This window comes from Lacimonas salitolerans, assembly GCF_042677865.1.
Classification (GTDB): Bacteria; Pseudomonadota; Alphaproteobacteria; order Rhodobacterales; family Rhodobacteraceae; genus Lutimaribacter; species Lutimaribacter salitolerans.
In genome coordinates this window covers 47985-73392 of sequence record NZ_JBHUDD010000036.1, presented here as the reverse complement: position 1 = coordinate 73392, position 25408 = coordinate 47985, and the positions used below count along the sequence as shown (strand labels likewise).

At 65.3% G+C, this 25408-nt stretch carries 26 protein-coding genes and 1 tRNA gene; 14 read left to right on the top strand and 13 right to left on the bottom strand.

The window, feature by feature from the left end; translation table 11 throughout:
• Positions 1–87: 87 nt before the first annotated feature.
• Positions 88–555 carry a helix-hairpin-helix domain-containing protein gene (locus ACFTOW_RS04650; protein WP_379913547.1) on the top strand — a complete coding sequence of 156 codons (468 nt, stop codon included), beginning with the start codon at positions 88–90 and terminating at the stop codon, positions 553–555.
• A gap of 13 nt (positions 556–568) precedes the next feature.
• Here ACFTOW_RS04650 and ACFTOW_RS04645 read toward each other — a convergent pair whose 3' ends face one another.
• The 7 genes from ACFTOW_RS04645 to ACFTOW_RS04615 form a co-directional block, all read right to left on the bottom strand.
• Positions 569–1342 (bottom strand): lysophospholipid acyltransferase family protein, encoded by a 774-nt coding sequence (locus ACFTOW_RS04645; protein ID WP_379913546.1) that lies wholly within the window; start codon positions 1340–1342, stop codon positions 569–571.
• Positions 1343–1427: 85 nt separating this feature from the next.
• Positions 1428–3377 carry an acetate--CoA ligase gene (gene acs / locus ACFTOW_RS04640; protein WP_379913545.1) on the bottom strand — a complete coding sequence of 650 codons (1950 nt, stop codon included), beginning with the start codon at positions 3375–3377 and terminating at the stop codon, positions 1428–1430.
• 85 nt (positions 3378–3462) lie between these two features.
• Entirely contained in the window at positions 3463–4218 is a 756-nt protein-coding gene (locus ACFTOW_RS04635) for an ABC transporter ATP-binding protein (RefSeq protein ID WP_379913544.1), read from the bottom strand.
• A gap of 12 nt (positions 4219–4230) precedes the next feature.
• Positions 4231–4986 (bottom strand): ABC transporter ATP-binding protein, encoded by a 756-nt coding sequence (locus ACFTOW_RS04630; protein ID WP_379913543.1) that lies wholly within the window; start codon positions 4984–4986, stop codon positions 4231–4233.
• A 12-nt stretch (positions 4987–4998) separates the two neighbouring features.
• Positions 4999–6198 (bottom strand): branched-chain amino acid ABC transporter permease, encoded by a 1200-nt coding sequence (locus ACFTOW_RS04625; RefSeq protein ID WP_379913542.1) that lies wholly within the window; start codon positions 6196–6198, stop codon positions 4999–5001.
• A gap of 3 nt (positions 6199–6201) precedes the next feature.
• Positions 6202–7233 (bottom strand): branched-chain amino acid ABC transporter permease, encoded by a 1032-nt coding sequence (locus ACFTOW_RS04620; protein WP_379913541.1) that lies wholly within the window; start codon positions 7231–7233, stop codon positions 6202–6204.
• Positions 7234–7365: 132 nt separating this feature from the next.
• Positions 7366–8712 carry a substrate-binding protein gene (locus ACFTOW_RS04615; protein WP_379913540.1) on the bottom strand — a complete coding sequence of 449 codons (1347 nt, stop codon included), beginning with the start codon at positions 8710–8712 and terminating at the stop codon, positions 7366–7368.
• A 210-nt stretch (positions 8713–8922) separates the two neighbouring features.
• Here ACFTOW_RS04615 and ACFTOW_RS04610 point away from each other — a divergent pair, with 210 nt between their 5' ends.
• The 5 genes from ACFTOW_RS04610 (at position 8923) to ACFTOW_RS04590 (ending at position 14833) form a co-directional block, all read left to right on the top strand.
• A complete protein-coding gene (locus ACFTOW_RS04610; protein WP_379913539.1) occupies positions 8923–10263 on the top strand; it encodes a short-chain fatty acyl-CoA regulator family protein in 1341 nt (446 codons plus the stop codon).
• Positions 10264–10334: 71 nt separating this feature from the next.
• Positions 10335–10703, top strand: a complete 369-nt coding sequence (locus ACFTOW_RS04605; RefSeq protein WP_379913538.1) for a response regulator transcription factor — start codon at positions 10335–10337, stop codon at positions 10701–10703.
• Entirely contained in the window at positions 10700–10972 is a 273-nt protein-coding gene (locus tag ACFTOW_RS04600) for a hypothetical protein (RefSeq protein ID WP_379913537.1), read from the top strand. Before ACFTOW_RS04605 ends, ACFTOW_RS04600 begins: the two co-directional genes overlap by 4 nt.
• Positions 10969–13656 carry an ATP-binding protein gene (locus ACFTOW_RS04595; RefSeq protein ID WP_379913536.1) on the top strand — a complete coding sequence of 896 codons (2688 nt, stop codon included), beginning with the start codon at positions 10969–10971 and terminating at the stop codon, positions 13654–13656. The genes ACFTOW_RS04600 and ACFTOW_RS04595 overlap by 4 nt, the downstream gene beginning before the upstream one ends.
• 70 nt (positions 13657–13726) lie before the next feature.
• Positions 13727–14833: a FliM/FliN family flagellar motor switch protein gene (locus ACFTOW_RS04590; protein WP_379913535.1), complete on the top strand. Its 1107-nt coding sequence runs from the start codon at positions 13727–13729 to the stop codon at positions 14831–14833.
• 181 nt (positions 14834–15014) lie between these two features.
• Here ACFTOW_RS04590 and ACFTOW_RS04585 read toward each other — a convergent pair whose 3' ends face one another.
• From ACFTOW_RS04585 to ACFTOW_RS04570, 4 genes are all read right to left on the bottom strand, one after another.
• Complete coding sequence (locus tag ACFTOW_RS04585; RefSeq protein WP_379913534.1) at positions 15015–15449, bottom strand: protein tyrosine phosphatase family protein; 435 nt, start codon at positions 15447–15449, stop codon at positions 15015–15017.
• 9 nt (positions 15450–15458) lie between these two features.
• Complete coding sequence (locus ACFTOW_RS04580; RefSeq protein ID WP_379913533.1) at positions 15459–15893, bottom strand: DUF6691 family protein; 435 nt, start codon at positions 15891–15893, stop codon at positions 15459–15461.
• Positions 15893–16318, bottom strand: coding sequence for a YeeE/YedE family protein (locus ACFTOW_RS04575; RefSeq protein ID WP_379913532.1), 426 nt, complete (start codon positions 16316–16318; stop codon positions 15893–15895). The genes ACFTOW_RS04580 and ACFTOW_RS04575 overlap by 1 nt, the downstream gene beginning before the upstream one ends.
• 72 nt (positions 16319–16390) lie before the next feature.
• Positions 16391–17254 carry an MBL fold metallo-hydrolase gene (locus ACFTOW_RS04570; protein WP_379913531.1) on the bottom strand — a complete coding sequence of 288 codons (864 nt, stop codon included), beginning with the start codon at positions 17252–17254 and terminating at the stop codon, positions 16391–16393.
• A 128-nt stretch (positions 17255–17382) separates the two neighbouring features.
• Here ACFTOW_RS04570 and ACFTOW_RS04565 point away from each other — a divergent pair, with 128 nt between their 5' ends.
• From ACFTOW_RS04565 to ACFTOW_RS04555, 3 genes are all read left to right on the top strand, one after another.
• Positions 17383–17709: a TraR/DksA family transcriptional regulator gene (locus ACFTOW_RS04565; protein WP_379913530.1), complete on the top strand. Its 327-nt coding sequence runs from the start codon at positions 17383–17385 to the stop codon at positions 17707–17709.
• A 28-nt stretch (positions 17710–17737) separates the two neighbouring features.
• Entirely contained in the window at positions 17738–17956 is a 219-nt protein-coding gene (locus tag ACFTOW_RS04560) for a hypothetical protein (RefSeq protein ID WP_379913529.1), read from the top strand.
• 138 nt (positions 17957–18094) lie between these two features.
• Complete coding sequence (locus ACFTOW_RS04555) at positions 18095–20170, top strand: enoyl-CoA hydratase-related protein (protein ID WP_379913528.1); 2076 nt, start codon at positions 18095–18097, stop codon at positions 20168–20170.
• Here ACFTOW_RS04555 and ACFTOW_RS04550 read toward each other — a convergent pair.
• Positions 20167–20382 carry a hypothetical protein gene (locus ACFTOW_RS04550; protein ID WP_379913527.1) on the bottom strand — a complete coding sequence of 72 codons (216 nt, stop codon included), beginning with the start codon at positions 20380–20382 and terminating at the stop codon, positions 20167–20169. The two genes, ACFTOW_RS04555 and ACFTOW_RS04550, sit on opposite strands and share 4 nt — an antisense overlap.
• Positions 20383–20547: 165 nt before the next feature.
• Between ACFTOW_RS04550 and ACFTOW_RS04545 the strand changes: the two genes are divergently transcribed.
• Entirely contained in the window at positions 20548–20817 is a 270-nt protein-coding gene (locus ACFTOW_RS04545; protein ID WP_379913526.1) for a DUF2312 domain-containing protein, read from the top strand.
• A 6-nt stretch (positions 20818–20823) separates the two neighbouring features.
• On the opposite strand, the gene ACFTOW_RS04540 is transcribed toward ACFTOW_RS04545, so the two are convergent.
• Entirely contained in the window at positions 20824–21699 is an 876-nt protein-coding gene (locus ACFTOW_RS04540; protein WP_379913524.1) for a hypothetical protein, read from the bottom strand.
• A gap of 88 nt (positions 21700–21787) precedes the next feature.
• Between ACFTOW_RS04540 and ACFTOW_RS04535 the strand changes: the two genes are divergently transcribed.
• The 4 genes from ACFTOW_RS04535 (at position 21788) to ACFTOW_RS04520 (ending at position 25183) form a co-directional block, all read left to right on the top strand.
• Positions 21788–23446 (top strand): ABC transporter permease, encoded by a 1659-nt coding sequence (locus tag ACFTOW_RS04535; protein WP_379913522.1) that lies wholly within the window; start codon positions 21788–21790, stop codon positions 23444–23446.
• A gap of 49 nt (positions 23447–23495) precedes the next feature.
• Positions 23496–23571, top strand: a tRNA-Thr gene (locus ACFTOW_RS04530).
• Between the two features lie 142 nt (positions 23572–23713).
• Positions 23714–24484 (top strand): MipA/OmpV family protein, encoded by a 771-nt coding sequence (locus ACFTOW_RS04525; protein ID WP_379913520.1) that lies wholly within the window; start codon positions 23714–23716, stop codon positions 24482–24484.
• Between the two features lie 42 nt (positions 24485–24526).
• A complete protein-coding gene (locus tag ACFTOW_RS04520; protein WP_379913518.1) occupies positions 24527–25183 on the top strand; it encodes a pyroglutamyl-peptidase I in 657 nt (218 codons plus the stop codon).
• Positions 25184–25408 lie beyond the last annotated feature (225 nt).

The following is a 25408-nucleotide window of genomic DNA, read 5'->3' as shown; positions in this document are numbered from 1 at the left end:
CAGTCCGATACAGTCATGACCCAACCCTCCCATTCCCTCGAATAGAGTTGAATCAGAGATCTCCAATATCCGCAACTGTAGTAATAGATGACAGACCTTAAAGACATTCCCGGTATCGGCCCCGCGATGGCCGACAGGCTGCGCGCGGCGGGCCACAGCTCCCCCAGTTCGGTGGCGCAGTCGGATACCGACAAGCTGGCCGAGATTCCCGGTATTTCGCAGGCGCGCGCGCGGGCCTTTGTGGATGCCGCGCAAAAGCTGCTGGCGGCTGCCGGGGCCGAGTTGACGGCGGCACCGGCGCAAGATGCACCGGCACCTGCGGCGGCGCCGGCAGAGCCTGCTGAAACCGCCAAGGCCAAGGCCAAGCCCAAGAAGGCCAAGGCCAAGGCCAAGGTCGACAAAAAATCGGCCAAGGCCAAGACGGCGGAAAAGCCGAAAAAGGCCAAGGCCGCGAAAGCCAAGACCGACAAGAAGGCAAAGACGAAGAAGTCAGAGAAAAAAGGCGAAAAGAAAGCCGACAAGCCCAAGAAATCAAAGAAGAAGTCCAAGGGCTGACCGGACGCGCAGCCTAAGCCCCGTCAAAGGCGGCCATCATGGTCGCGCGCAGCCGGGCGACATCGTCATCCACCGGGGCGGCGGTGTCGCAGGTGAAGGGGGCCAGGACCTGCACCCGGATCGTGCCGCTTTTTGGAAAGAACCGGCCCCGGGGCAGCAACCTGTCCGAGCCGTGAATCACGATCGGGCGGATCGAGCGCCCGGCATCGCGTGCCACCACGACGGCACCGGCCTTGAACGCGCCCAGCGACGGGGTGGTGGCGCGGGTGCCTTCGGGAAACAGCACGACCGATTTGCGCGCGGGCATGGTGCGGACCGCCTCGGCCAGAACCTGCATCGCGTGCTTGCCGCTTTTGCGGTCGATCTCGACCAGACCGGCCCCTTTGAAGCCGGTGCGCAGCAGGGCGGCATCGCACAGCTCTTTCTTGGCGGCAAAGGTGAACCACTTGTCATCGGGGATGGCATCCATCAGGGCGAATCCGTCCAGATGGCTGCGGTGGTTGATGACGATCAGGCTGCCCACGTCCGCCGCCAGTGCCGCGCGGTCTGCATCCGAGATCTGCACCCGGATACCAAGCAGCCACAGCAGTCGCGAACAGGCACGCTTGACCAGCCGCCAGTACCAGCCGCGAAAGCCGCGCCGCCGGGCGCAGGTCAGCGGTGCAAAGGCGATCACCAGAAAATACAGCGGGCCCAGCACGATCAGCGCGCCGCGTTTGAGCAGCCGCGTGACGGGGGCGTCGATGGCCACCGGTGGCACGGCGGGCAAGGGGGACAGATCGGTCATGGGCTGGATGTCCTGAGGAGGGCGAGAACGAAAAACCCCCGCCGGATCGGTCGCGGCGGGGGGCGTGATGGGGGTGAAGGGCCGATCAGCCCTTGTTCATGCGGTTTTCGATCAACTGATCCACAACCGACGGATCGGCCAGGGTCGAGGTGTCGCCAAGCGCGTCAAACTCGTTCTCGGCGATCTTGCGCAGTATGCGGCGCATGATTTTGCCCGAGCGCGTTTTTGGCAGGCCGGGGGCCCATTGGATCAGGTCGGGCTTGGCGATCGGGCCGATCTCGTGGCGCACCCAGTCCGACAGTTCCTTGCGCAGCTCTTCGGTCGGGTCCTCGCCGGTCATCAGGGTGACATAGGCATAGATGCCCTGCCCCTTGATGTCATGCGGATAGCCGACCACCGCGGCCTCGGCCACCTTGGCGTGGGCCACCAGCGCCGATTCAACCTCGGCCGTGCCCATGCGGTGGCCCGAGACGTTGATCACGTCATCGACGCGGCCGGTGATCCAGTAATAGCCATCGGCATCCCGGCGGCAGCCATCGCCGGAAAAGTAATAGCCCTTGTATTGCTGGAAATACGTCGCCTGAAACCGGTCGTGATCGCCCCAGACGGTGCGCATCTGGCCGGGCCAGCTGTCCTTGATGGCCAGCACGCCGCTTGCCTCGGTCTCGGTGATTTCCTTGCCGGATTCGGTTTCCAGCACGACGGGCTGCACGCCGAAAAACGGCAGCGTGGCCGAGCCGGGCTTGGTGGCCGTGGCGCCGGGCAGGGGGGTGATCAGGTGACCGCCGGTTTCGGTCTGCCACCAGGTGTCGACGATGGGGCAGCGGCCCTGACCCACGACGTCGTTGTACCAGTTCCACGCCTCGGGGTTGATCGGCTCGCCCACGGTGCCCAGCAGTTTCAGGCTGGACAGATCGTACCCTTCGACAAAGCTGTTGCCCTGACCCATGAGCGCGCGCAGGGCGGTGGGGGCGGTGTAGAACTGGTTGACGCGATGCTTTTCACAGACCGCCCAGAACCGGCCCGCATCGGGGTAGGTCGGCACGCCTTCGAACATCAGCGTGGTCGCGCCATTGGCCAGCGGGCCATAGATGATGTAGCTGTGGCCGGTGACCCAGCCCACATCGGCGGTGCACCAGAAGATGTCGCCGTCGTGGTAATCAAAGGTGTATTGCTGCGTCATCGCGGCAAAGACCAGATAGCCACCCGAGCTGTGCACCACGCCCTTGGGCTGCCCGGTCGAGCCGGAAGTGTAGAGGATGAACAGCGGGTCTTCGGCGTTCATTTCCTCGGGCGGGCAGTCGGCGCTGACCTTTTCGGCCTCTTCGTGCCACCAGAAATCCAGATCGCGCCGCCATGCGACCTGATCGCCGGTGCGGCGGACCACAAGGCATTTCACATCGTCGGTGTCATGCAGCAGCGCCTGGTTGACGTTGTCCTTCAGCTTGGTCTTGCGCCCGCCGCGCGGGGCGGTGTCGGCGGTGATCACCAGCTTGGCATCGCAGCCGTTGACCCGCGCGCCCAGGGCGTCGGGCGAGAAGCCGGCAAAGACGATGGAATGGATCGCACCGATGCGCGCGCAGGCCAGCATGGCATAGGCGGCCTCGGGGATCATCGGCAGGTAGATCACCACGCGGTCGCCACGCTTGATGCCCAGCGACTTGAGAACGTTGGCCATGCGGCCGACCTGCTCGTGCAGGTCGCGGTAGGTGATGTGCAGCGCGTCATCCTTGGGATCGTCCGGCTCCCAGATGATCGCGGTCTGATCGGCGCGGGTGGCAAGGTGGCGATCAACGCAGTTGGCAGCGACGTTCAGGGTGCCGTCCTCGAACCACTTGATCGAGACTTCGCCGAACTTGAAATTCACGTCCTTCACCTTTGTGAAGGGCTTGATCCAGTCGATGCGTTTGGCGTGGTCGGCCCAGAAGGCGTCGGGGTCATCCACCGAGGCCTTGTACATGCTGGCATAGGTGTCGGCGTCGATATGCGCCTTGGCCTTGAAATCCGCCGAAGGCGGATAAGTCGTCTCTGTCATTCCTTGACCTCTGTCCCTTGTTATTATGGGTTTTCAATCGGTCTGCGCGGGCCGGTCAGGACCGCGCGACCGGACCCGGCCACCGTCAGATGGCAAGGTATTCCTCGCGCAGTTCCTTGTTTTCCAGCACTTCGGCGGCCGATCCGTCGAAAACGATTGTTCCGGTGTCCAGAATAACAGAGCGGTCGGCCAATTCCAACGCGCGCACGGCGTTCTGTTCGACGATCACGGTGGTGATCCCCTGCTCCTTGATCAGGCGCAGGGTCTTTTCGATCTCGTCCACGATCACCGGCGCCAGCCCTTCGTAGGGTTCGTCCAGCAGCAGCACCTTGATGTCGCGGGCCAGCGCGCGGGCGATCGACAGCATTTGCTGTTCGCCGCCCGACAGGGTCACGCCCTCTTGCTTGCGGCGCTCGCCCAGACGGGGAAACAGGTCGTACAGGCGTTCGATGGACCATCCGATGGGGGGCGCGATCTGGGCCAGTTGCAGGTTTTCCTCGACCGTCAGGCCCGAGATGATGCGCCGGTCCTCGGGCACCAGCCCGATGCCAAGCTGCGCAGCCTGATGGCTGTTTTTCAGGTGCAGCGGCTGGTGATCCAGCCAGACCTCGCCATGGGTGATGGCGGGGCTGTCCAGGCGCGCAATGGCCCGCAGGGTCGAGGTCTTGCCCGCCCCGTTGCGCCCCAGCAGGGCCAGGATCTCGCCCTCGTGCACGTTGAAGCTGATGCCCTGCACGATGTAGCTTTCGCCGTAATAGGCGTGCATGTCCCAGACCGACAGGAAGGCGGGCGCGGTTTCGGCATAGTTCTTGCCCTTGGAAAAGTCGGGTTTGACGTTCATCTGTGCCGCTCCTTATGCGCTTTCGCCCAGGTACGCTTCGCGCACCTTGGGATTGCCCTTGATGTTCTCGGGCGCGTCCTCGACCAGGGGTGTGCCCTGCGCCAGAACGGTGATCCGGTCGGCCAGGGAAAACACCACATGCATGTCATGTTCGATGATGCACATGGTGATGTCACGCTTGGACTTGATCTCTTTCAGCAGCTCGATCGTGTTGTTGGTATCGGCCCGCGCCATGCCGGCGGTGGGTTCGTCCAGCAACAGCAGCTTGGGGTCCTGCACCAGGCACATCGCCATTTCCAGCCGCCGCTTGTCGCCGCGCGACAGGCTGGCGGCGTGCATGTGGCGCTTGTCGGCCATGTTCACGTCTTCGAGCATGGTCAGCGCCTTGTCCATCATCGTCTTCTCGCTGAACACGCTTTCGATCGCGTGCATGCGGAACGCGCCGTCCCGCGAGGCAAAGCAGGGGATCATCACGTTTTCCAGCACGGTCAGGTCACCGAATATCTCGGGCGTCTGGAACACGCGCGAAATGCCCATCTGGTTGATCTGATAGGGTTTGCGCCCCAGCACCGACTGGCCGTCGAACATGACCGAGCCGGTGTCGGGCAGCAGTTTGCCCACAAGGCAGTTCAGCAGCGTGGATTTGCCCGCCCCGTTGGGGCCGATGATCGCGTGCACGGTGTTTTCCGCCACGCTGAGGTTCACGTCCCCCAGCGCCTGCAACCCGCCGAAGCGTTTGTTCACGCCTTTGACTTCAAGGATACCCATTGGTGTCGTTCCTTATTCTGCGGGTTGCTTGGCTTTGGCGTCCTTGCCCTGCGCGGCCGGTTTGCGGCGGAACAGGCGCCCGATGCGCTGTCCGCCCTCGACCAGACCGCCGGGCAGAAAGATCACCACGGCCATGAAGATCAGGCCCAGCGTCAGGTGCCAGCCCTTGCCGATGAAGGGATAGACCAGCGTGACTACGAATTCCTGCAGCCCGTCGGGCAGAAAGGCGAACCAGCCATACAGGATTTCCGCGTTGATCTTGGACAGGATGTTTTCCATGTACTTGATGATACCTGCCCCAAGGACTGGCCCGATCAGCGTGCCCGCACCGCCAAGGATGGTCATCAGGACGACCTCACCGCTCGCGGTCCAGAACATCCGCTCGGCCCCGGCCAGCGGGTCCATCGAGGCCATCAGCCCCCCCGCAAGCCCTGCGTACATGCCCGAGATCACGAAGGCCGCCAGCGTGTAGGGTCGGGTGTTCAGCCCGGTGTAATGCATCCGCTGCTGGTTGGACTTGACCGCGCGCAGCATCATGCCAAAGGGCGAGCGGAAGATGCGGATGGCCAGGTAGAAGGCCGCCAGCATGATCGCCGCACAGAAATAATAACCCACGTTGAAGGTGAACACCCAAGGACCGACGGCCCAGCGGGTGCTGTCGCGCATTTCCAGCCCGAACAGGCCGGGGACGGGGATGTTGTCGCTCAATCTTGCGCCGTCCAGGACGCGCGGATCGCTGAGCGCCAGTTGCAGCCCGGTTTCGCCGCCGGTGATCGGGGTCAGCACCGAATAGGCCAGAGCGAACATCATCTGGGCAAAGGCCAGCGTCAGGATCGAGAAATAGATCCCCGACCGCCGCAGGCTGATGAAGCCGATGACCACCGCGAACAGCCCCGAAACCACCATCGCCAGCAGGATCGCCGGGATCACGTTCATGCTGAGCAGCTTGAACATCCACACCGCCGAGTACGATCCCACCCCCAGAAAGGCGGCATGACCGAAGGACAGGTATCCGGTCAGCCCGAACAGGATGTTGAAGCCGATGGCGAAGATGCCGAAGATCACGAAGCGTTGCATCAGGTCGGGATAGCCCGCGTTGAACTGCGCCATGCCCGAACCTTCGGGGAAGGGGTTGAGCAGGAAAGGCGCGAACAGCGTCAGGATGGCGACGATGATCAGGAGGGTGGTGTCTTTCTTTTCGAGACCAAACATGGGTCAGTCCTCCATCACGCCCTTGCGGCCCATCAGGCCACGTGGACGTGTCAGCAAAATGATGATGGCGACCAGGTAGATGATGACCTGGTTGATGCCGGGAAGGATGCTGGTGACCTCTTTCATCGAGGCAAAGCTTTCCACGATGCCAAGCAGGAACCCGGCCAGCACCGCGCCGGGCAGGCTGCCCATGCCGCCCACCACGACCACGACAAAGGACAGGACAAGGAAGTCCATCCCCATGTGGTAGTTGGGCGAGTTGATCGGCGCGTACATGACCCCGGCCAGCCCCGCCACCGCGGCGGCGATGCCGAACATGATGGTGAACCGCTTGTCGATGTTGATGCCCAGCAGGCCCACGGTCTCGCGATCGGCCATGCCCGCGCGCACCACCATCCCGAAGGTGGTGAATTGCAAAAAGGCAAAGACCGCGCCGATGATGACGGCGGCAAAGGCGAAATAGACCAGACGCCAGTAGGGGTAGATGATCGAGTTCGGCTCGAACCCGATCAGCACGCCGAAATCGAACGAGCCGCGAAATACGTCCGGGGCGGGGGTGGGGATCGGATTGGCCCCGTAGTAATACTTGATGATCTCCTGAAGCACGATGGCAAGACCGAAGGTCACAAGTATCTGGTCGGCATGGGGGCGCTTGTAGAAATGCTTGATCAGCCCGCGCTCCATGATCACCCCGATCAGGATCATCACCGGGATGGCGAACAGGATCGCCAGTGGCACCGCCCAGTCGATGATCATGGCCCCGGTTTCAGGCCCGAACCAGTCATGGGCATAGGGCACCTTGACCTCGAGCGGGCGGCCCAGAAAATCGGTCTGTGTGTCGTCGATGTAGGTGCGCGACAAAGTCAGGATCCGGCTGAGCGTGACGGCGCAGAAGGCCCCGATCATGAACAGCGCGCCATGGGCGAAATTGACCACGCCCAGGGTGCCGAAGATCAGCGTGAGACCCAGCGCAATCAGCGCATAGGCCGAGCCCTTGTCGAGCCCGTTCAGGATTTGCAGGATGATTGCGTCCATTGTCCCACCTTTTGGACAAGAGTGCGGAAAACGCCCGTGCGCCGGTCAGGACCGGCGGGCAGGCGGCGTGTCAGGGGGCTGCGGCAAGGGTAGGGTGGGCACTGTTGCCCACCCTACGAAACGGCCAGCGGCTCAGGCGCCGTTGTTGCAGCTTCCCAATGCGCCGCCCGCGAACTGCGGGTGATCGGGGGCATAGGTGACCTGCTCGGCCGGGGTGACCTCGACGATTTCCAGAAGGTCGAACTCGGATGTCGGGTTCTCCTTGCCGCGCACCACCAGAACGTCCTTGAAGCACTGGTGATCCTCGGCGCGATAGAGCGTCGGACCATTGCCCAGACCGTCGAACTCGAAGCCTTCCAGCGCCTCGACCACGGCGCAGGGCGCAAAGCTGCCCGCGCGTTCCACCGCATCGGCATAAAGCAGCGTCTGCACATAACAGGTGTGTGCCGCCTGGCTGGGCGGAAAGCCGAACTTGGTGCCGAAGGACTGCACGAAGGCTTGCGAGGCCTCGTCCTGCAGGGACCAGTGCCAGTTGGTCGAACCGAAGATGCCCTTGACGTTGGCCCCCGCGCCGCGCGCCATCAGGCGCGAATACAGCGGCACGACGATCTCGAACTGCTTGCCGTTGGCCATCCGGTCACGCAGACCGAACTGGACCGCGTTGGTCAGCGAGTTGACCATGTTGCCGCCATAGTGGTTCAGCACCAGAACATCCGCATCCGATTGCAGCACCGGCGCGATATACGAGCTGAAGTCGGTCTGGGTCAGCGGCGTCAGCACCGTGCCCACGGTTTCCCAGCCCATCGCCTCGGTCGAGGCGCGGATCGCTTCCTCGGTGGTGTAGCCCCAGTTGTAATCCGCGGTCAGGTGATAGGCCTTGCGGTCGGTGCCGTAGTTGGCCGCCAGCACCGGGGCCAGCGCGGCACCCGACATGTAGCTGTTGAAGAAATGGCGAAAGCCGTTGGCGCGCTTGTCCTTGCCGGTGGTGTCGTTGGAATGGGTCAGACCCGCCATGAAGATGATGCCGGCCTCCTGGCACAGCGCCTGCACGGCCACGGCCACGCCCGAGGACGAGCCGCCGGTGATCATGATGGCACCGTCCTTTTCGATCATCGAGCGGGCGGATGCGCGGGCGGCGTCGGATTTGGTCTGGGTGTCGCCGGTGACGTATTCCACCTTCTTGCCCAGGATGCCGTTGCCCTGCAGCGCCTTCGAGCTGAAGGTGCCCATCATGCCGCCGTCGCCTTCGCCGTTCAGATGCTCGACCGCCAGTTCATAGGCGCGCAGCTCGTCGGCGCCCTCGTCGGCATAGGGCCCGCTTTGCGGGACGTTGAAGCCCAGCGTGACGGTGCTTCCGGTGGGTTCGTTGGCGAAGGCATGGGCCGACGAGGTGAAGATCGTCGGCAGCGCCACACCGGCTGCCCCGGCGACTGCGCCGGTGCGCAGCAGGCCACGGCGCGTGAAATTGCTGTTGGTCATGTAATTCCTCCCGTTTCGTTAAAGCGGGGCGCGCCTCCTCTGCGGCCCTGTACACGTTTTCGTGTGAAGACAGTATCGCGGCAGGACAGAAAACTTCGCAACAACTGGCTTGTGTGAAACAATAATCTTGTAAATAGCTGCACAATACCATGGTATGCTTTGTAAAGAAATTATTCCGCAGCGCAGAAAGGCGTTGATATCGCGGGTGAAATGGAGGGCCGCAGGGTGCCGCAAGGGCAACTTACCGGAACGCGGATACGCGAACGGCGCATCCGACAGCGGATGCGACAGGCCGATCTGGCGCAAATGGTGGGCATTTCCGCCTCGTATCTCAACCTGATCGAGCACAACAAGCGCAGAATCGGCGGAAAGGTGCTGCTGGCGATTGCGCAGCAACTGGGGGTCGAGCCCGCACAACTGAGCGAGGGGGCAGAGGCCGCGCTGATCGCCACGCTGCGCGAGGCGCGGGCGGCCCATGCCGGGGCCGGGGCCGAGGCCGAGCAGGCCGAGGAATTCGCCGGTCGGTTTCCCGGCTGGGCCGAGGTGCTGGCGCGCGGGCACCGCAGGCAGGCCTCGCTGGAGCGGACTGTCGAGACCCTGACCGACCGGCTGACCCATGATCCGCATCTGGCCGCCGCATTGCACGAGGTGCTGTCGACGGTCACCTCGATCCGGTCCACGGCCGCGATCCTTGCCGACACGCGCGGGATCGAGCCGGAATGGCGCGACCGGTTTCAGCGCAACATCAACGAGGATGCCGCGCGGCTGGCGGGCAGCACGCAGGCGCTGGTGACCTATCTGGACCGCGCAGGCCAGGGCGAAGGCGGCGAGGCCGCCGCCCCGCAGGAAGAGCTGGATGCGTGGCTGGCCGATCTGGGCTGGCATGTCCCGGCGCTGGAGCAGGGCGGCACGCCGAATATCGACGGGCTGATCGACGGGGCCGGTGCGTTGAAATCCGCGCCCGCCCGCGCACAGGCGCGCGCGTTCCTGACCCGCTATGCGACCGAGGCGGCGTCGCTGCCCGCCGCTGCGCTGTCGGACTGGTGCGCAGATCACGAGCCCGACCCAGGGCGCGTGGCGCGGCAGTTCGGCGTGGCGCTGCCGGTGGCGATGCGGCGGCTGGCCAGCCTGCCCGCCGATGGCCCGGCGGGGACGCTGGGCATGGTCAGTTGCGATGCCTCGGGCACGCTGACCTTTCGCAAGCCGCTGGACGGCTTTGCCGTGCCACGGTTCGGCGCGGCCTGTCCGCTCTGGCCGCTGTTCACCGCGCTCAGCCAGCCGATGGTGCCGATCCGCCAGGTGGTCGAACAGGCGGGCCGTGATGGCCTGCGGTTTACCTGCTATGCTGTGGCGATGCCGCAAGGGCCCGTTGATTTCGACAGCCCTCCGGTGATCGGGGCGCATATGCTGATCGTGCCGCACACCCGGCCGCAAACCGTGCGTGGCGCGCCCGATGCCAGCCCGCGCACGGTGGGTGTGGGCTGCCGGATCTGCCCGCGCACCGACTGCCCGGCGCGGCGCGAACCGTCTATCCTTGCGGATGGGTTTTGACACACAGCCCCCCATCGCGTTTAACTGTCCCAAAATACGCACGCAAATGTGCACTAGGGAGGGGACGATGCATGGGCAAACATGTCCTTGTGATCGAGGATGAACCGAACATCATCGAGGCGATAAGTTTCATTCTCAGCCGCGATGGCTGGACCGTGGATACGCATTCGAACGGCCATGATGCGGTGGATGTGGTGCTGGCCAAGGCGCCCGATCTGGTGATCCTCGACGTGATGCTGCCGGGGCGGTCGGGCTATGACATCCTGACCGATCTGCGCGGCCGGTCCGATACCGCCACCTTGCCGGTGCTGATGCTGACCGCGCGCGGCCAGACCAAGGACCGCGAGATGGCCGAAAAGCTGGGCGCCAGCCTGTTCATGACCAAACCGTTCTCCAATGCCGAAGTGCTGGAGGCCCTGCGCGCTCTGGTCCCGGCATGAGCGAAAAGCCCTCACCGCTGTTTCTGGAGCGGCGCAGCTATCGCCAGCGGCGGCTGACCGATGCGGCGCGGCTGATCCCGGTGCTGGGGGCCGTGCTGTGGGGCATCCCGCTGCTGTGGCAGCGCGGCCCCGAGGGCATCGCGACCTCGACCGCGATCCTGTATATCTTTGGGGTCTGGCTGGCGTTGGCATGGCTGGCGCTGATGGTGTCGCGCAATCTGGACGAGGACGCGGAAACCGACCCCGACGGCGGTGAGGGCCGGTCGTGACCGCCAACCTGAACGTGCTGGTCGCGGTATGCCTTGGCTATGTCGCGTTCCTGTTTCTGGTGGCCTTCGCGGCCGAGCGCGCGGCGGCGCGCGGGCGGGGCGGCTGGCTGCGCTCGCCGCTGGTCTATACGCTGTCGCTGTCGATCTACTGCACCGCCTGGACGTTTTACGGCGCGGTCGGCTATGCCGCGCGGTCGGGGCTGGAGTACCTGACGATCTACCTTGGACCGACGCTGGTGATGATCGGCTGGTGGTGGACCCTGCGCAAGCTGGTGCGCATCGGGCGCACGCAGCGGGTGACCTCGGTGGCCGACCTGATCTCGTCGCGCTATGGCAAATCCACCTTTCTGGCGGTGTTCGTGACGCTGATCGCGGTGATCGGCACGACGCCCTACATCGCGCTGCAACTGCAATCGGTCACCGCGTCCTTTGCCAGCATCGCGCAGGCCGATCCGACCGCCGGGCCGCTGGATGACAACCGCAACATCGCGCTGTGGGTGGCGGCGGGGCTGGCCTTTTTCACCATTCTGTTCGGCACCCGCAATCTGGATGCCAACGAGCGTCATCACGGTGTCGTCATGGCCATCGCGGTCGAGGCGGTGGTCAAGCTGCTGGCGCTGTTGGCGGTGGGGGTGTTCGTGGTCTGGGGGCTGAGCGGCGGCGTGGGCGAAACGCTGGCGCGGATCGACGCCAGCGCGCTGGGCCAGTGGGAGGTGGACGGCGCGCGCTGGGCGGGGCTGACATTCCTGTCGGCGGCGGCCTTCCTGACCCTGCCGCGCATGTTTCAGGTGATGGTCGTGGAAAACGACGACGAGCGTCACCTGCGCACCGCAAGCTGGGCCTTTCCGCTATACCTGATGCTGATCTCGCTCTTCGTGGTGCCCATCGCCGTGGTCGGGCTCGAGGTGATGCCGCAAGGGTCGAACCCCGACCAGTTCGTTCTGACCGTGCCGCTGTCGCAGGGGCAGAACGGGCTGGCGATGCTGTCGTTTCTGGGCGGGTTTTCCAGCGCCACGTCGATGGTGATCGTGGCGGCCATTGCGCTGGCCACGATGGTGTCCAACCACATCGTCATGCCGATCTGGCTGCACCTCACGGGCGGTGGTGCGGTGATCTCGGGCGATCTGCGCACCGTGGTGATCCTGTCGCGGAGGCTGTCCATCGCCGTTGTTCTGGGCTTTGGCTATCTGTATTACCGGCTGTCGGGCGGCGGGGCGGCTCTGGCGGCGATCGGGCTGGTGTCCTTTGCCGGGGTGGCGCAGTTCCTGCCCGCGCTTCTGGGCGGTATCCTGTGGCGCGGGGCCACGCGGGTTGGCGCGCTGGTGGGGCTGAGCCTGGGGTTCGTGATCTGGGTCTGGTGCCTGCTGTTGCCCAGTTTCGGTTTGGATGTGGTGATCTCCGAGGCGGTGTTCACGCAGGGGCCTTGGGGCATCGGCTGGCTGCGCCCCTATGCCCTGTTCGGGATCGAGGGGATCGACCCGATGGTGCATGCGGTGCTGTGGTCGATGCTGTTCAATGCCGGTGGGTTCACCGTTGCCTCGCTGCTCAGCTTTCCCACCCCGCTGGAACGGTTGCAGGGCGCGCAGTTCGTCAACGTGTTCGATCATTCGGGCCGACCGCAGAACTGGGCCGGGGGCATCGCGCAATCCGAGGATCTGATGGTCATGGCGCAGCGCATCCTTGGCCCTGCGCAGGCGCAGGCGCTGTTTCAGGAGGCCGCACAGGCGCAGGGACTGGCAGGGTATCTGCCGGAACCCACGCCCGATTTCCTGGCCCGGCTGGAGCGGGAACTGGCCGGGTCGGTCGGCGCGGCCACGGCGCATGCGATGGTGGGGCAAATCATGGGCGCGGCCACCGTCTCGGTCGAGGATCTGCTGGCGGTGGCGGACGAGACCGCGCAGATGATGGAATACTCCAGCACGCTCGAGGCGAAGTCGAACGAGCTGGCCCGCACCGCCCGGCAGTTGCGCGCGGCCAACGAAAAGCTGACCCAGCTTTCGGTGCAGAAGGACGCGTTTCTCAGCCAGATCAGCCACGAGCTGCGTACGCCGATGACCTCGATCCGGGCATTCTCGGAGATCCTGCGCGACGGTGCGGGGCTGGACCCTGCGGCGCAGGCCAAATACGCGGGCATCATCCATGACGAGGCGATCCGCCTGACCCGGCTGCTGGACGATCTGCTGGATCTCAGCGTGCTGGAGAACGGGCAGGTCAACCTGAACATCCGCAGCGGCGTGTTGTCGGATGTGATCGATCTGGCGGTCTCGGCCTCGGGGGCCGAGCATGGCGGGCTACGCCTGCGCCGCGATCGCGCGCGCGAGGATGTGCGGCTGGACACCGATCTGGACCGGTTGAGCCAGGTGTTCATCAACCTGATCGCCAATGCGCAGAAATACTGTGATGCCGCGCGGCCCGAACTGACCATCGCGGTGCGCGCCGGGGGCGGGCAGGTGACCGTCGATTTCATCGACAACGGGTCGGGCATCCCGCACGAGTCGCAGACGATGGTGTTCGAGAAGTTCAGCCGCGTCAGCGATCAGAAGGCCGGGGGCGCGGGGCTGGGCCTTGCCATCTGCCGCGAGATCATGGCCCGGCTGGATGGCAGCATCGCCTATCTGCCGGGACAGAACGGCGCGGCCTTTCGCGTGACCCTGCCGATGGCGCAGCGGATCGCGGCGCAGTAGCCCGGTCAACCAATTCGTAACCTTGCCGGCCCTATGGTGTGCCTGACCCGGGCGAACGGTGGCAGAGGGTATGACGGATACAGGCGAACAGACGGTTCTGGGCCGCAAGGCGCGCGCGGCCCGCGCGGCGCAGGAGGCGCGGGCGATGTCGCCTGCGCGCGCGATGCGGCTGGCGCTGGAACGCTGTGCCGCGCGCGATCTGGGGTTTGCCGTGTCGGTGCGCGGTGTCGGCATCACGACTGAAATGGCCGAAGGGTTTGCCGCCGATCTGCCCGATCCGGCGCTGATCCTGCTGCTGGACGGACCGGGCGGCGTGCCGGGTGCGGCAGTGCTGGACGCGCAGATGAGTGCCGCCTTGGTCGAGGTGCAGACCATGGGCCGCGTGCTGGCCCGGCCTGCCCATCCGCGCGCGCCCACACGCACCGATGCCGCCATTGCCCAGCCCCTGATCGAAGGGATGTTGACCCGTCTGATCGACCTGTTGGAGGACGAGGGTGCGCACCTGCGCGGATACGGCTTTGGCGCGATGATCGAAGACGGGCGCGCGCTGGCGCTGGTGATGGGCACCTGCGCGTATGAGGTGATGCGCGTCGGCTGTGATCTGGGGGCCGATCGCGGAGGCGAGGTGATTCTGGCGCTGCCGTGCCCACCCGAGCCGGTGGATGAGGCGCCGGACAGGGCGGCGCAGGGCGATCCGGCCGGGGCCAGACCGTTGCGCGACCGTCTGCTCAGCGCGCCGGCGCGGCTGGATGCGGTGCTGTGCCGGATGCCGTTGCCGCTGAACCAGTTGCGCGGACTGAAGCCGGGGCAGGTGCTGCCGCTGCCCGCCGGTGTCCTGACTGCCACCGCGCTCGAGGTGGCACCGGGCCGCGTGGTGGCGCGTGCCGTGCTGGGTCAGATGAGCGGCCAGCGTGCCCTGCGCCTCCGCGGTGTCTCGGCAAGGCCCGGTGTGCCGCCTGCGCCCGACGCGGACGGGTCGGCGCCGCGCCCGCGTGCTGGTGCGCCGCTCAGCCTGCCGGCGATGCCATCGCCACCAGCACCGATGGCGCGGGTCGATCCGGGCGAAGGGTTGCCGGAGTACGATGACTTCGATCTGCACGCGGATGGGGATTTTGGCCAGACAGGGGCACCACCCGGTTTTGACATGGCGCTGATCGACGCCGAAGAGGAGGGTTGACGCGTTTCGCGCCACCGTTGGCGCCGCATTTGCGCTGGCCCGACATCCGCCTCAATCGGAAAGGGTGGTTGGCCTCAAGGTGCATGCGATACGCGCCAGTGCGGCTATGGCCTGCCTGCGTGCGCGGGGTCGGTGATCTGGCGAAGCGTGCGCATCGGCGCCCTGTGACCGGGAGTGCTGCCTAGTCGTTTTGGCGGGCCGCCAGATCCTCCAGCGCAGGGCGCAGTTGATCAAGCTGGTAGCCCGCCTGTGCCGTGGCCTTGAGGATATCCTCGACCGGCATGTGCCCGGCCTGACCCAGCGACCAGATCACCGAACAGCGCGTGCCGCTGGCGCAATAGGCCAGAACCGGGCCCTGCGCCTCTTCGATCAGCGCGCGCTGGCGGGCGATGTTCTCGGGCGTCATGGTCTGGTGCGTCAGTTCCAGCACGTGAAACCCAAGCCCCGCAGCCTCGGCCGCCGCCCGCATCGCCTCGGCCCGAAGGCCGGGCGGGTTTTCGATATCCGGGCGGTTGCAGATCACGGTGGCAAAGCCTGCCGCCTTGATGGCGGGCAGATCCTCTGGCGTGATCTGGGGTGACACGGCGTAGCGGGGGGTGAGCGGGCGAATATCCATAGGTCTGATTTACGCCGTGGCCGCTTGTCTGTCCAGCACCCGACGCAGGGTGGGCGTGGCCACCATCCCGGCCAGCATTGCGGCAAAGAACACCCAGTGCCCGACGCCACCATAGGACAGCGATGCAACGGACGGGCCCGGGCACAGCCCGGCCAGACCCCAGCCAAAGCCGAACATTACCGATCCGACGATCAGGTTGCGATCCAGCCGCATTGACGGCTCGGGCGGGAACGATCCACCCATCACCGGCGTCATCCGCCGCTTGCGCAGCTGCCAGGCGATGAACATCGGGATCATCGCGCCGCCCATGACGAAGGCCAGCGTCGGGTCCCAGTTGCCGAACACGTCCAGCCAGCCCTGAACCTTGGCGGTGTCGGTCATGCCCGAGATCATCAGGCCCGCGCCGAACAGGCCACCGGCGAAAAAGGCAAAAAGGTTGCGCATCAGATCACCCCCAGCAGGTGGCGGAACACGATCACGCCGACCCCGCCCGCCATGATGTAGAAAACAGTTGCCGCAAATCCGCGCAGCGACAGGCGTGACATGCCGCAGACCCCGTGCCCCGAGGTGCAGCCATTGGCGATGCGCGTGCCCACACCCACCAGCAGGCCGGCGGCGATCAGGACAACCCAGTTGCCGGTGACATGGGTATCGACCGGGCCGAACACCGGGTAGATCAGCACCGGCAGCAGCAGCACTCCGGCCAAAAAGGCCAGTTTTTCCCATTTCGTGTCACGGGCGGTGCCATCGACCAGACTGCCTATGATGCCGCTGGCCCCCATGATCCGGCCATTGGCCAGCAGATACACCGCGCCCCCGGTGCCGATCAGCAAGCCGCCGATCAGACCCCAGATCCAATCCATTTCCATTGTCACGTTTCCTGTTCTGTCCTGTATCGGTTACCCGGGCGGGCTGTTCGCTTGGCGCGCCCGGGTGGAGGGTCAAAGCTTGTTGACGGGCACCTTGAGAAACACGTCACCCTTGTCGTCGGCGGGCGGCATCTGCCCTGCGCGCATGTTCACCTGCAACGACGGGATGATAAGCCGGGGCATGTCCAGCGTTGCATCGCGGCTGTCGCGCATGTCCACGAACTCGGCCTTGGACTTGCCTGCGCCGACATGGACATTGGCGGCCTTTTGTTCGGCCACCGTGGTTTCCCAGGCATAGTCATCCCGGCCCGGTGCCTTGTAGTCATGGCCCACGAAGATTCGCGTCTCGTCCGGCAGGGCCAGGATCTTTTGCACTGAATCGAACAGAGTTTCGGACGACCCGCCCGGAAAGTCGCAGCGCGCGGTGCCGAAATCGGGCATGAACAGCGTGTCGCCCACAAAGGCCGCGTCGCCGATCACATAGGTCAGGCAGGCGGGCGTGTGGCCGGGCGTGTGCAGCACATCGGCGCGCAGCTGGCCGATGTGGATGCTGTCGCCCTCGCTGAACAGCTGATCGAACTGGCTGCCGTCGCGCTGGAACTCGGTGCCTTCGTTGAACACCTTGCCAAAGGTGTCCTGCACGATCCTGATGCGGTCGCCGATGCCGATCTTGCCGCCAAGCGCCTGCTGGATATAGGGCGCGGCGCTCAGGTGGTCGGCATGCACATGGGTTTCCAGCAGCCAGTCAACGGTCAGCCCGTTGTCGCGCACGAAGGCGATGACCTGATCGGCGGATTTCGTATCGGTCCGGCCCGAGGAGTAGTCAAAGTCCAGCACACTGTCGATGATGGCGCAGCTGCTGCCGCCGGGGTCCTTGACCACGTAGGAGATGGTGTTCGTGGCGTCGTCGAAAAAGGCGGTGACTTGTGGTATCATTGGGGCATCCTCCGTTTAGGTAGACATATACTATAAACCGAATGTGTTTCAAGAGGGCTTGACCTGAATCAAGGTTGAACGCCCGCACCCGTGCGATGATCCGTGGATCAAAAAAGGGAGGAACGCGCATGGCAACCTTGAAGGATCGTCGTCAGGTCTTGATGGCGCGACTGGGCGAACTCGACGCGCGGCTGCATGGGATCGAATCCGAACTCGACACCGAGCGGTCCAAGGATTGGGACGATGCCGCGATCGAACGCGAGGGCGACGAGGTGCTGGAGCATCTGGGGCAGGCGGGACAGGACGAGATCCGCCGCATCCGCGCGGCCCTGCAACGCATCCGCGACGGCGAATACGGGTTCTGTGGCCGGTGCGGAGAGGAGATATCGGCAGAGCGGCTGGATGTGGTGCCCGACACGCCGCTGTGTCGCAACTGCGCTGCCGCCGTCGGGTGACGGCGGTATCTGGGAGAGGAGGCAAATCATGGTGCGTGATACACGTTTGGTGCCGATGATCGAGGAACTGGAGCAGGCGGTTGCCGTGTGCTCGGACGAGATGCGCGACGAGGTTCAGGCCCGCCTGCATGTCATGATGGCCAAGTTGCGCGCCGAGGGCACGCCTGTGCCCCAGCGGCTGCGCGATCTGGACCAGATACTGACCGATGCTGCCGCCGAGGACCGTTTCGACAACATGCCGATCTGAAACCGGCATGATCTGGCAGCGATCCGCGCAACACCTTGTATAAACGTCCTTCCGCGCGGCTAGGGCTTGCGTTTCTGGCTTGGCTTTCGTCAATATGATGTCAAGGCAGCACAGGCAGCCCGCCTGCGGGAGGTGTGAGTGAGTGACAGTTCTGATTTCGTGCGGATCGACCGGCAGGGCGAATTGGCGGTCGTGTCGCTGACCAATCCTCCGGTCAACATGCTGTCAATGCCGCTGCGAGCGGCGCTGATGCGCGCGCTGGACCGCGTGGCGCAGGATGACGAGTTGCGCGTCGTTGTGCTGACGGGGCAGGGTGGGCATTTCTGCGGCGGTCTGGACCTGCGCGAGCTTTCTGCGCCTTTGGCGGCGCCCACGCCCGGCGATCTGGCCAACCGGATCGAGGGGCTGGGCAAGCCCGTGGTTGCGGCGCTGTGCGGGGCGGCGACCGGCGCGGGGCTGGAACTGGCGCTGGCGGCGACCGCCCGGGTGGCGCAGGCGGGCACGCAGATCGCGCTGGGCGATCTGTCGCTTGGTCTCACGCCGGGGGCGGGCGGGTCACAGCGCCTGCCGCGGCTGGTGGGGGCCGGTGCGGCGCTGGATCTGTTGTTGTCGGCGCGGCAACTGCCCGCCGCAACGGTGCCCGCGCTGTTTGACGCGCTGGACGTGCCGGATGCCGTGGCGGCGGCGGTCACGCTGGCCCGTGATCTGGCGGATGCCAGGCGCCTGCCCACCCGCGACCTGACCGACGGCTTTGACGATCCCATGGCCTATCAGGCCGAGATCGCCAAGCGGCGTGAGGACGTGGCCGCAAACCCCGTTCCCGCCAGCCGCGACGTGGTGGCCGCGGTCGAGGCGGCGCTGCTGCTGCCGTTCGAGGCCGGCCTGGCGCTGGAAGAGCAGGTGTTCGAGGATGCCCGCCAGTCCAAACAGTCGCGTGCGCTGATCCATATCCAGCGCGCCGAACGCCGCGCGGCCAATATCCCCGAGGCGCGCCCCGGTGCTGCGCGCCCGATCGACCGGGTCGGGATCGTGGGCGGTGGCCCCACGGCCTGTGCCATCGCGCGATTGTTCCTTGGGGCAGGCCTGCCCGTGGTGCAGTTCGAACGCACGGACGAGGCACTGGATGCCGCGCGCCAGCGCATTGCCGACATGGATGCCCGCGCGCCCGATGCCCTGACCAGATGGCAGGGCAGCAAGTCGCTGGCCGATCTGGGGCAGGCGGGGCTGATCATCGAGGCGGTGGCCGAGGTGCCCCGCACCAAGGCGCAGGTCTTTGCCGCGCTGTCGGCGGTGGCGGGGCCGGGCACCATTCTGGCCTCGCAATCGGGGTTGCTGCCCATTGATCCGATGGCGCAGGCCAGCACTGTTCCTGCCCGCGTTCTGGGGCTGCATTTTCATGCACCCATCGGCCCGGCCCGTCTGGTCGAGGTGATCCCGGGGCACCAGACCGAAGGCTGGGCCGTGGCCAGCGTGGCGCATCTGGTGCGCGGCCGGCTGGGGCGCGTGGCGCTGCGCGCGGGCACGGGGGGCGGCACGCTGGGCGAACGGATACTGGCCGCCGGGCGCGACGCAGGGCTGGCGATGCTGGCGCAGGGCGTGCCGATCGAGCGCATCGACCGCGTGATGGCGCAATGGGGCCTGCCGCAGGGTATTTTCCGCCAGATCGACATGATCGGCACGCAGGTCGTGCTGACGCGCGGACGGTTGATGGCGCGCGATGCGGATTTCGCCGCGCTGCATCTGGAGGCGCTGGACCGGCTGGTGACGGCGGGCCGCATGGGCCGGGCCGAGGGGGTGGGGTTTTATCGCTGGGGTGCGCAGGGGCGTTTGCAGGTGGATGACGGGCTTATGGAGCTGTTGTTCGACACCCTGCCGCCGCCGCTGGCCCTGTCAGAAGACGAGATCCGCCTGTGCGTGATCGCCGCCATGGCCAATGCCGGGGCGCGCATGCTGCGGGCGGATGTGGCGCTGCGCCCGTCGGACATCGATCTGGGCTGCGTGCTGGGCGTGCATTTTCCGCGCTGGCGCGGTGGTCCGATGAAGGCCGCCGATCTGGCCGGGCTGTTCGAGGTCCAGCGCGCCCTGACCCGGCTGATGCCCGAGGACGCGGCGCTGTATACCCCCGATCCGGGCTTTGCGGCGCTGGTCAGGAACGGCGAAACCTTCGATGCGCTGAACAAGGTCGGCAAGCACCGGCGCCGGATACCGGGTTAACCCAGCGAAATGCCGACCATAACCATCATCAGCCCCAGCACCGACAGCAGCAGCGCGCCCATGTTCAGAGGCACCACCTTTTGCACTGCGGCGCGCAGGTCTTCGTCGCTGAGATTGGCACGCTTGGCGCGGGCGACCCGCAGGATCGACCAGATCAGTCCCACAAGGCCCAGAACCGACACGCCCGCCCCGACCCAGACAAGGATTTCCATGCTGTGTTCCCTTTGCATGTTCGTTGCGCGCGACCTAGCGCATCGGGCGGGCGCGCGCAACAAACCCGCTGCGCGCCCACGCGCAACGCATCCCCCTTGCGGGGGCGGGGGCCGGGCGCTAGGACAGGGGCCTGAGGCATCAAGAACACGGGCAGGACAGACGCGATGATCGATGAGAACGACAAACCGGGCGACGCCACCTACCGCGTGACCGCAGATGAGCTGCGCCAGTTCATCGAGCGGTTCGAGCGGCTGGAGATGGAAAAGAAGGACATCGCCGACCAGCAGAAAGAGGTCATGGCCGAGGCAAAATCGCGGGGCTACGACACCAAGGTCCTGCGCAAGGTCATTGCCCTGCGCAAGCGTGAGCCCGATGACATCGCCGAGGAAGAGGCGGTGCTGGAGATGTACAAGACCGCCCTTGGCATGGGCTGAAGCGGATCAGGGCGAAAGCAGGGTCACGCCCTGCATCCGCCCGATGCGGAACACGTCCTCGTCATAGCTTTCGCTCAGCTCGGTGACCAGCTCATCGGTCCAGCCGGGCAGGTCAAGCTCTTCCTCGATCTCTTCCTCGATCGCGAACTTGTCCAGAAAGGCGGAAATCACCCGCCGTTTCTGGATCTCGTTCATGTTGGGATGCTCTTTGAGATAGGCGCGAAAGCGTTTCATCCCGGCCTTGGACATGATCTCGGACAGCAGGTCGAACCCGCCGACGATCTTTTCATTGTGCTCCAGCGCGGCGATTTCGCGGATCAGTTGCGCCCAGATCAGGGGCGTATCCTCGTTGCACCAGACGGTGACGGGAATCTGCGGCACATGGGCGCGGATGCGCGCGATCAGTTCCGACCAGAGCAGGTCGCGCGGGTCGGTCCCGTCGATGAAATCGGCAAAGGTGGTATCGGGGCTGGCGGCAAACACCGCAGGCAGAAACGTGGCCGGATCGCGGATGGCCAGGAACAGCTCGACCTGATCGCCGTCGAACAGGTCGCAGGTCTGGGCCAGCTTGATCTCGGCCCGGGGGTAGAACACACCCTTGCCCACGGCCAGTTTGGGCACGCAAAAGAAGTTGTCGTTGGACAGCAGCACACGCTCGGGCTGGTCCTCCTCGAGGATCGAATCCAGAAGGATGTTGCGCGCATCGGGGGCCAGGTGCCCCTGCGCCATGGCGTGCAGCGTGTCGCGGATCAGGCGGCGATAGCGCGACGGCCCCGGCACGGCGATGCCGCGTTGACGAAAATCGTCGCGGTTGCGCAAAAGGCATTTGATCAGGCGGTCCTCGTCGGTGTTATGAGCGCCTGCATGGAGGATAACCTGCATCGGGTTTTCCGGTATTGTGTGAACCTGTCAGGCGGGCAATATACGCCTTTTTCTGGACAGTTAAACCGGTTTCGGGCAAGGGGAGCGCATGACCGACACAAGCATCAACCAGACACGCGCGCGGCGCGGGCTGCCCGGTGGCGGGCTGTGGTCGCTGGGCGCGGTGGTGATCGCCGCCGTGGTGCTGGCGCCGATCCTGTCGGTGCTGGTGATTGCGCTGACCCCGTCGGAAAACATCTGGCCGCATCTGATCGCCACCACCTTGCCGCGCTACCTGACCAACACCGCCGTGCTGATGCTGTCGGTGGGGGTGTTGTCGGGCATGGTGGGCACGGGGGCGGCGTGGCTGATCTCGCGCTACCGGTTTCCGTTCTCGGGCTGGCTGGAATGGCTGTTGCTGCTGCCGCTGGCGATCCCGGCCTATGTCGGGGCCTATGCGCTGGTCGATCTGCTGGAGTATGCCGGGCCGGTGCAGACGGCGATGCGAGATGTGTTCGGCTGGCAGAACTCGCGCGATTACTGGTTTCCGGAGATCCGCTCGATGGGGGCGGCGATCATCGTCCTGACCGCGGCGCTGTATCCTTACGTCTACCTGCTGACCCGCGCGGCGCTGCGCGAACAATCGGGCGCCAGCGAGGAAGTGGCGATGAGCCTGGGCGCAGGGCCGCTGACCCGGTTCGCCCGTGTCGGTCTGCCGCTGGCCCGCCCGGCCATCGCGGCGGGCGTGGCGATCGTGATGATGGAAACGGTCAACGATTTCGGCACGGTGGATTACTTTGCCGTGCAGACCCTGACCATGGGCATCTTCAGCGTCTGGCTGGACGGCAACAACGCGGGCGGGGCGGCACAGATCGCCACCGTGGTGCTGGTGCTGGTGATAGCGCTGGTCACGCTGGAGAAATACAGCCGTCGCCGGCTGCGGTTCTTCAACATGTCGGGCCGTCACCGCCCGGTGCCGAAACAGGCCCTGCGCGGCTGGCGGGCCTGGCTGACATTCGCGCTGTGTTTCCTGCCCTTCGGCATCGGCTTTGTTCTGCCTGCCAGCGTGATCGGCCATCACGCGCTGGCCAACACAGATCGCTGGACCGATCCCGAATTGCTGCGCGCGCTGTGGAACACGGTCACCGTGGCGGGCGCCGCGGCGATCGTCACCGTTCTGGCAGGGGTGTTCATGGTCTACGGCGTGCGATTGTCCGGCCGGACCCTGCCGCGCAACCTGCAACCGCTGACCACCATCGGCTATGCCGCACCGGGCGCGGTGCTGGCGGTGGGTATCCTGATCCCGCTGGCCGTGATCGACCACACGCTGGCCGACGGGGTCGAGGCGATGACAGGCATCGACATCGGGCTGGTGCTGACGGGGTCGTCCTTTGCGCTGGTGCTGGCCTATTCGGTGCGGTTCTTTGCGATTGCGCAAGGGGCGGCCGATGCGGCGATGGGGCGGGTTTCGCCCAGCCTGCCAATGGCTGCGCGCAGCCTTGGGCGCACGCAAGGCCAGGTGCTGGGGCAGATCTATTACCCTCTGATCCGTGCCTCTGTCGGCTCGGCGCTGTTGCTGGTGTTCGTGGATTGCGTCAAGGAACTGCCTGCCACGCTGCTGCTGCGGCCCTTCAACTTCAACACGCTGGCCACGCGGGTGCATGACCAGGCCAGCCTCGAGAACCTGGGCGATGCCGCCCCGGCGGCAATGCTGGTGATCGCCGTTGGTCTTGCGGCTGTGGGCATGCTTGCGCGGGCAAACAGGTGATCATTCCCTCTTGCACGGGCCGGGTGGTTTGCGTATCCACCTGCGCAGTGCCCCTATAGCTCAGCTGGTAGAGCAACTGATTTGTAATCAGTAGGTCCGCGGTTCGAGTCCGTGTGGGGGCACCACTTCATCAAATAGCCCCTTGGGAACGCTTCAGCCTGGTGGATAACACGCACGCGTTGCGCATCGGGATCAAGTGTTCTGGTGCCGGGTCGCTTCTATGCTATGTGTCTCGATGACACTATTTGATCCTGAAAGGCCAAGTTCATGCGTTTGTCTGCCGTTTTTGCCCTGTCCGTCGCCGCGTCCCTTGGGGCGGCCTTGCCCGTGGTCGCGCAGGAGCGGTCGTTCAACTTTGCCCTGCGCGGCGGTGTCGGGGCCGGGCCTGCCTATCCCGGGTCGGACGAGATCGAGGCGATGCCCGATCTGGGCTTTACCTTCGGCAGCCTGAACTGGGGCAGTGCCAGTTTTGGCGATGGCATCGGCAACATCCCCCGCAACGGTCTGGCCTTTCGCGGTGCGTTCAAGTTCATCGGCTCGCGTGATGTGGCCGACAACCCCGAGCTTGCCGGGCTTGAGGACATTGACGCCGCGGTCGAGCTGGGTTTCGGCGTGATCTACCGCGAAACCAACTGGCAGGCCTTCGGCGACGTGCGGCAGGGGTTCGGGGGGCATGACGGCGTGACCGCCACCTTGGGGGCGGACGCGATCTTTCGGCCCACGGACCGCTGGACCCTGACTGCGGGCCCCCGGGTGAACCTGGGCAACAGCACCTATGCCAGCACCTATTTCGGCGTGAGCCCGACCGAGGCCGCCGCCTCGGCCTTCGGGGCGTTCGACGCCGATGGCGGTGCCCTGGGCGCAGGTGTCGAGTTTGGCGCGATCTACCGGATCGACGACCGCTGGGCCATCGAAGGGCTGCTGACCTACAGCAAGCTTTTGAACGATGCGGCAGACAGCCCGATCACGCAGGCCGGATCCGAGGACCAATGGGCCGTCCGCGTGGGCCTGAGCCGGGCGTTCACCCTGCGGTTCTGATCGACGGCCAGCCCGCCGGGACAACCTGTAGGGAGAGTGCGGATGATCCTTGTGACGGGGTTTCAGGGCTATGGCGGACGCAGCGACAATCCGTCCGAGCAGGTGGCGCGGGCTCTGGACGGGGACCGGATCGGCGGTGCGCTGATCCGCAGCCATGTCCTGCCCGTCGATTTTGCTGCGATGTGCCGCCGGATGCCAGCCCTGATCGACGAGCTGCGCCCAAGAATCATCATCTCGCTGGGCTTGTGGCCGGGCGAGGCGATGGTGCGGATCGAGCGGGTGGCGGCCAACTGGTCGTGGTTCGAACTGCCCGATGCCACCGGACACCGCCAGAACGGCAAGGTGATCGGGGACGGCCCGGATGGGTATCTGTCCACTCTGCCCGCCGACGCGATGCAGGCGGCGATTCGTGCGGCGGGTCTGCCCTGCCGGCAGTCGGGCAGCGCGGGCACATACCTGTGCAACGCCACATCCTACATCACGCTGCATCATTGCGCGCAGCATCATCCGGACACGATGGCGGGATTTGTGCATCTGCCCTATCTGCCCGCGCAGGTGGCAGAGTTGCTGGATCAGGTGGCGGCAGAGGGCGCGCTCGAGATGCACCAGCGCGCCGATTATGCCTCGATGAATCAGGAGGATATGATCACGGCGCTGCGGATCGGCATCGAGACAGCGTGGACGGTCGCGCAGGGCTGACTCTTGGCCGAAATTCATCTTTTGCCTGCTTTTGCAGAATTGCATCCCGTGGCTGTGCAATTTTGCAGCACGGAAAAAACGATGCCCGAACTGGCATCATGCGTCTCAAAATTCTGGACTTAAATCAGCCTGTCAGGACGATTGACGGAATTTCGAATCGCCGCTTACCTTGGGTAAGGATCGCGAATGCATGGCACCCTGCCGCCGCCTGCGATTCCCGCAAAA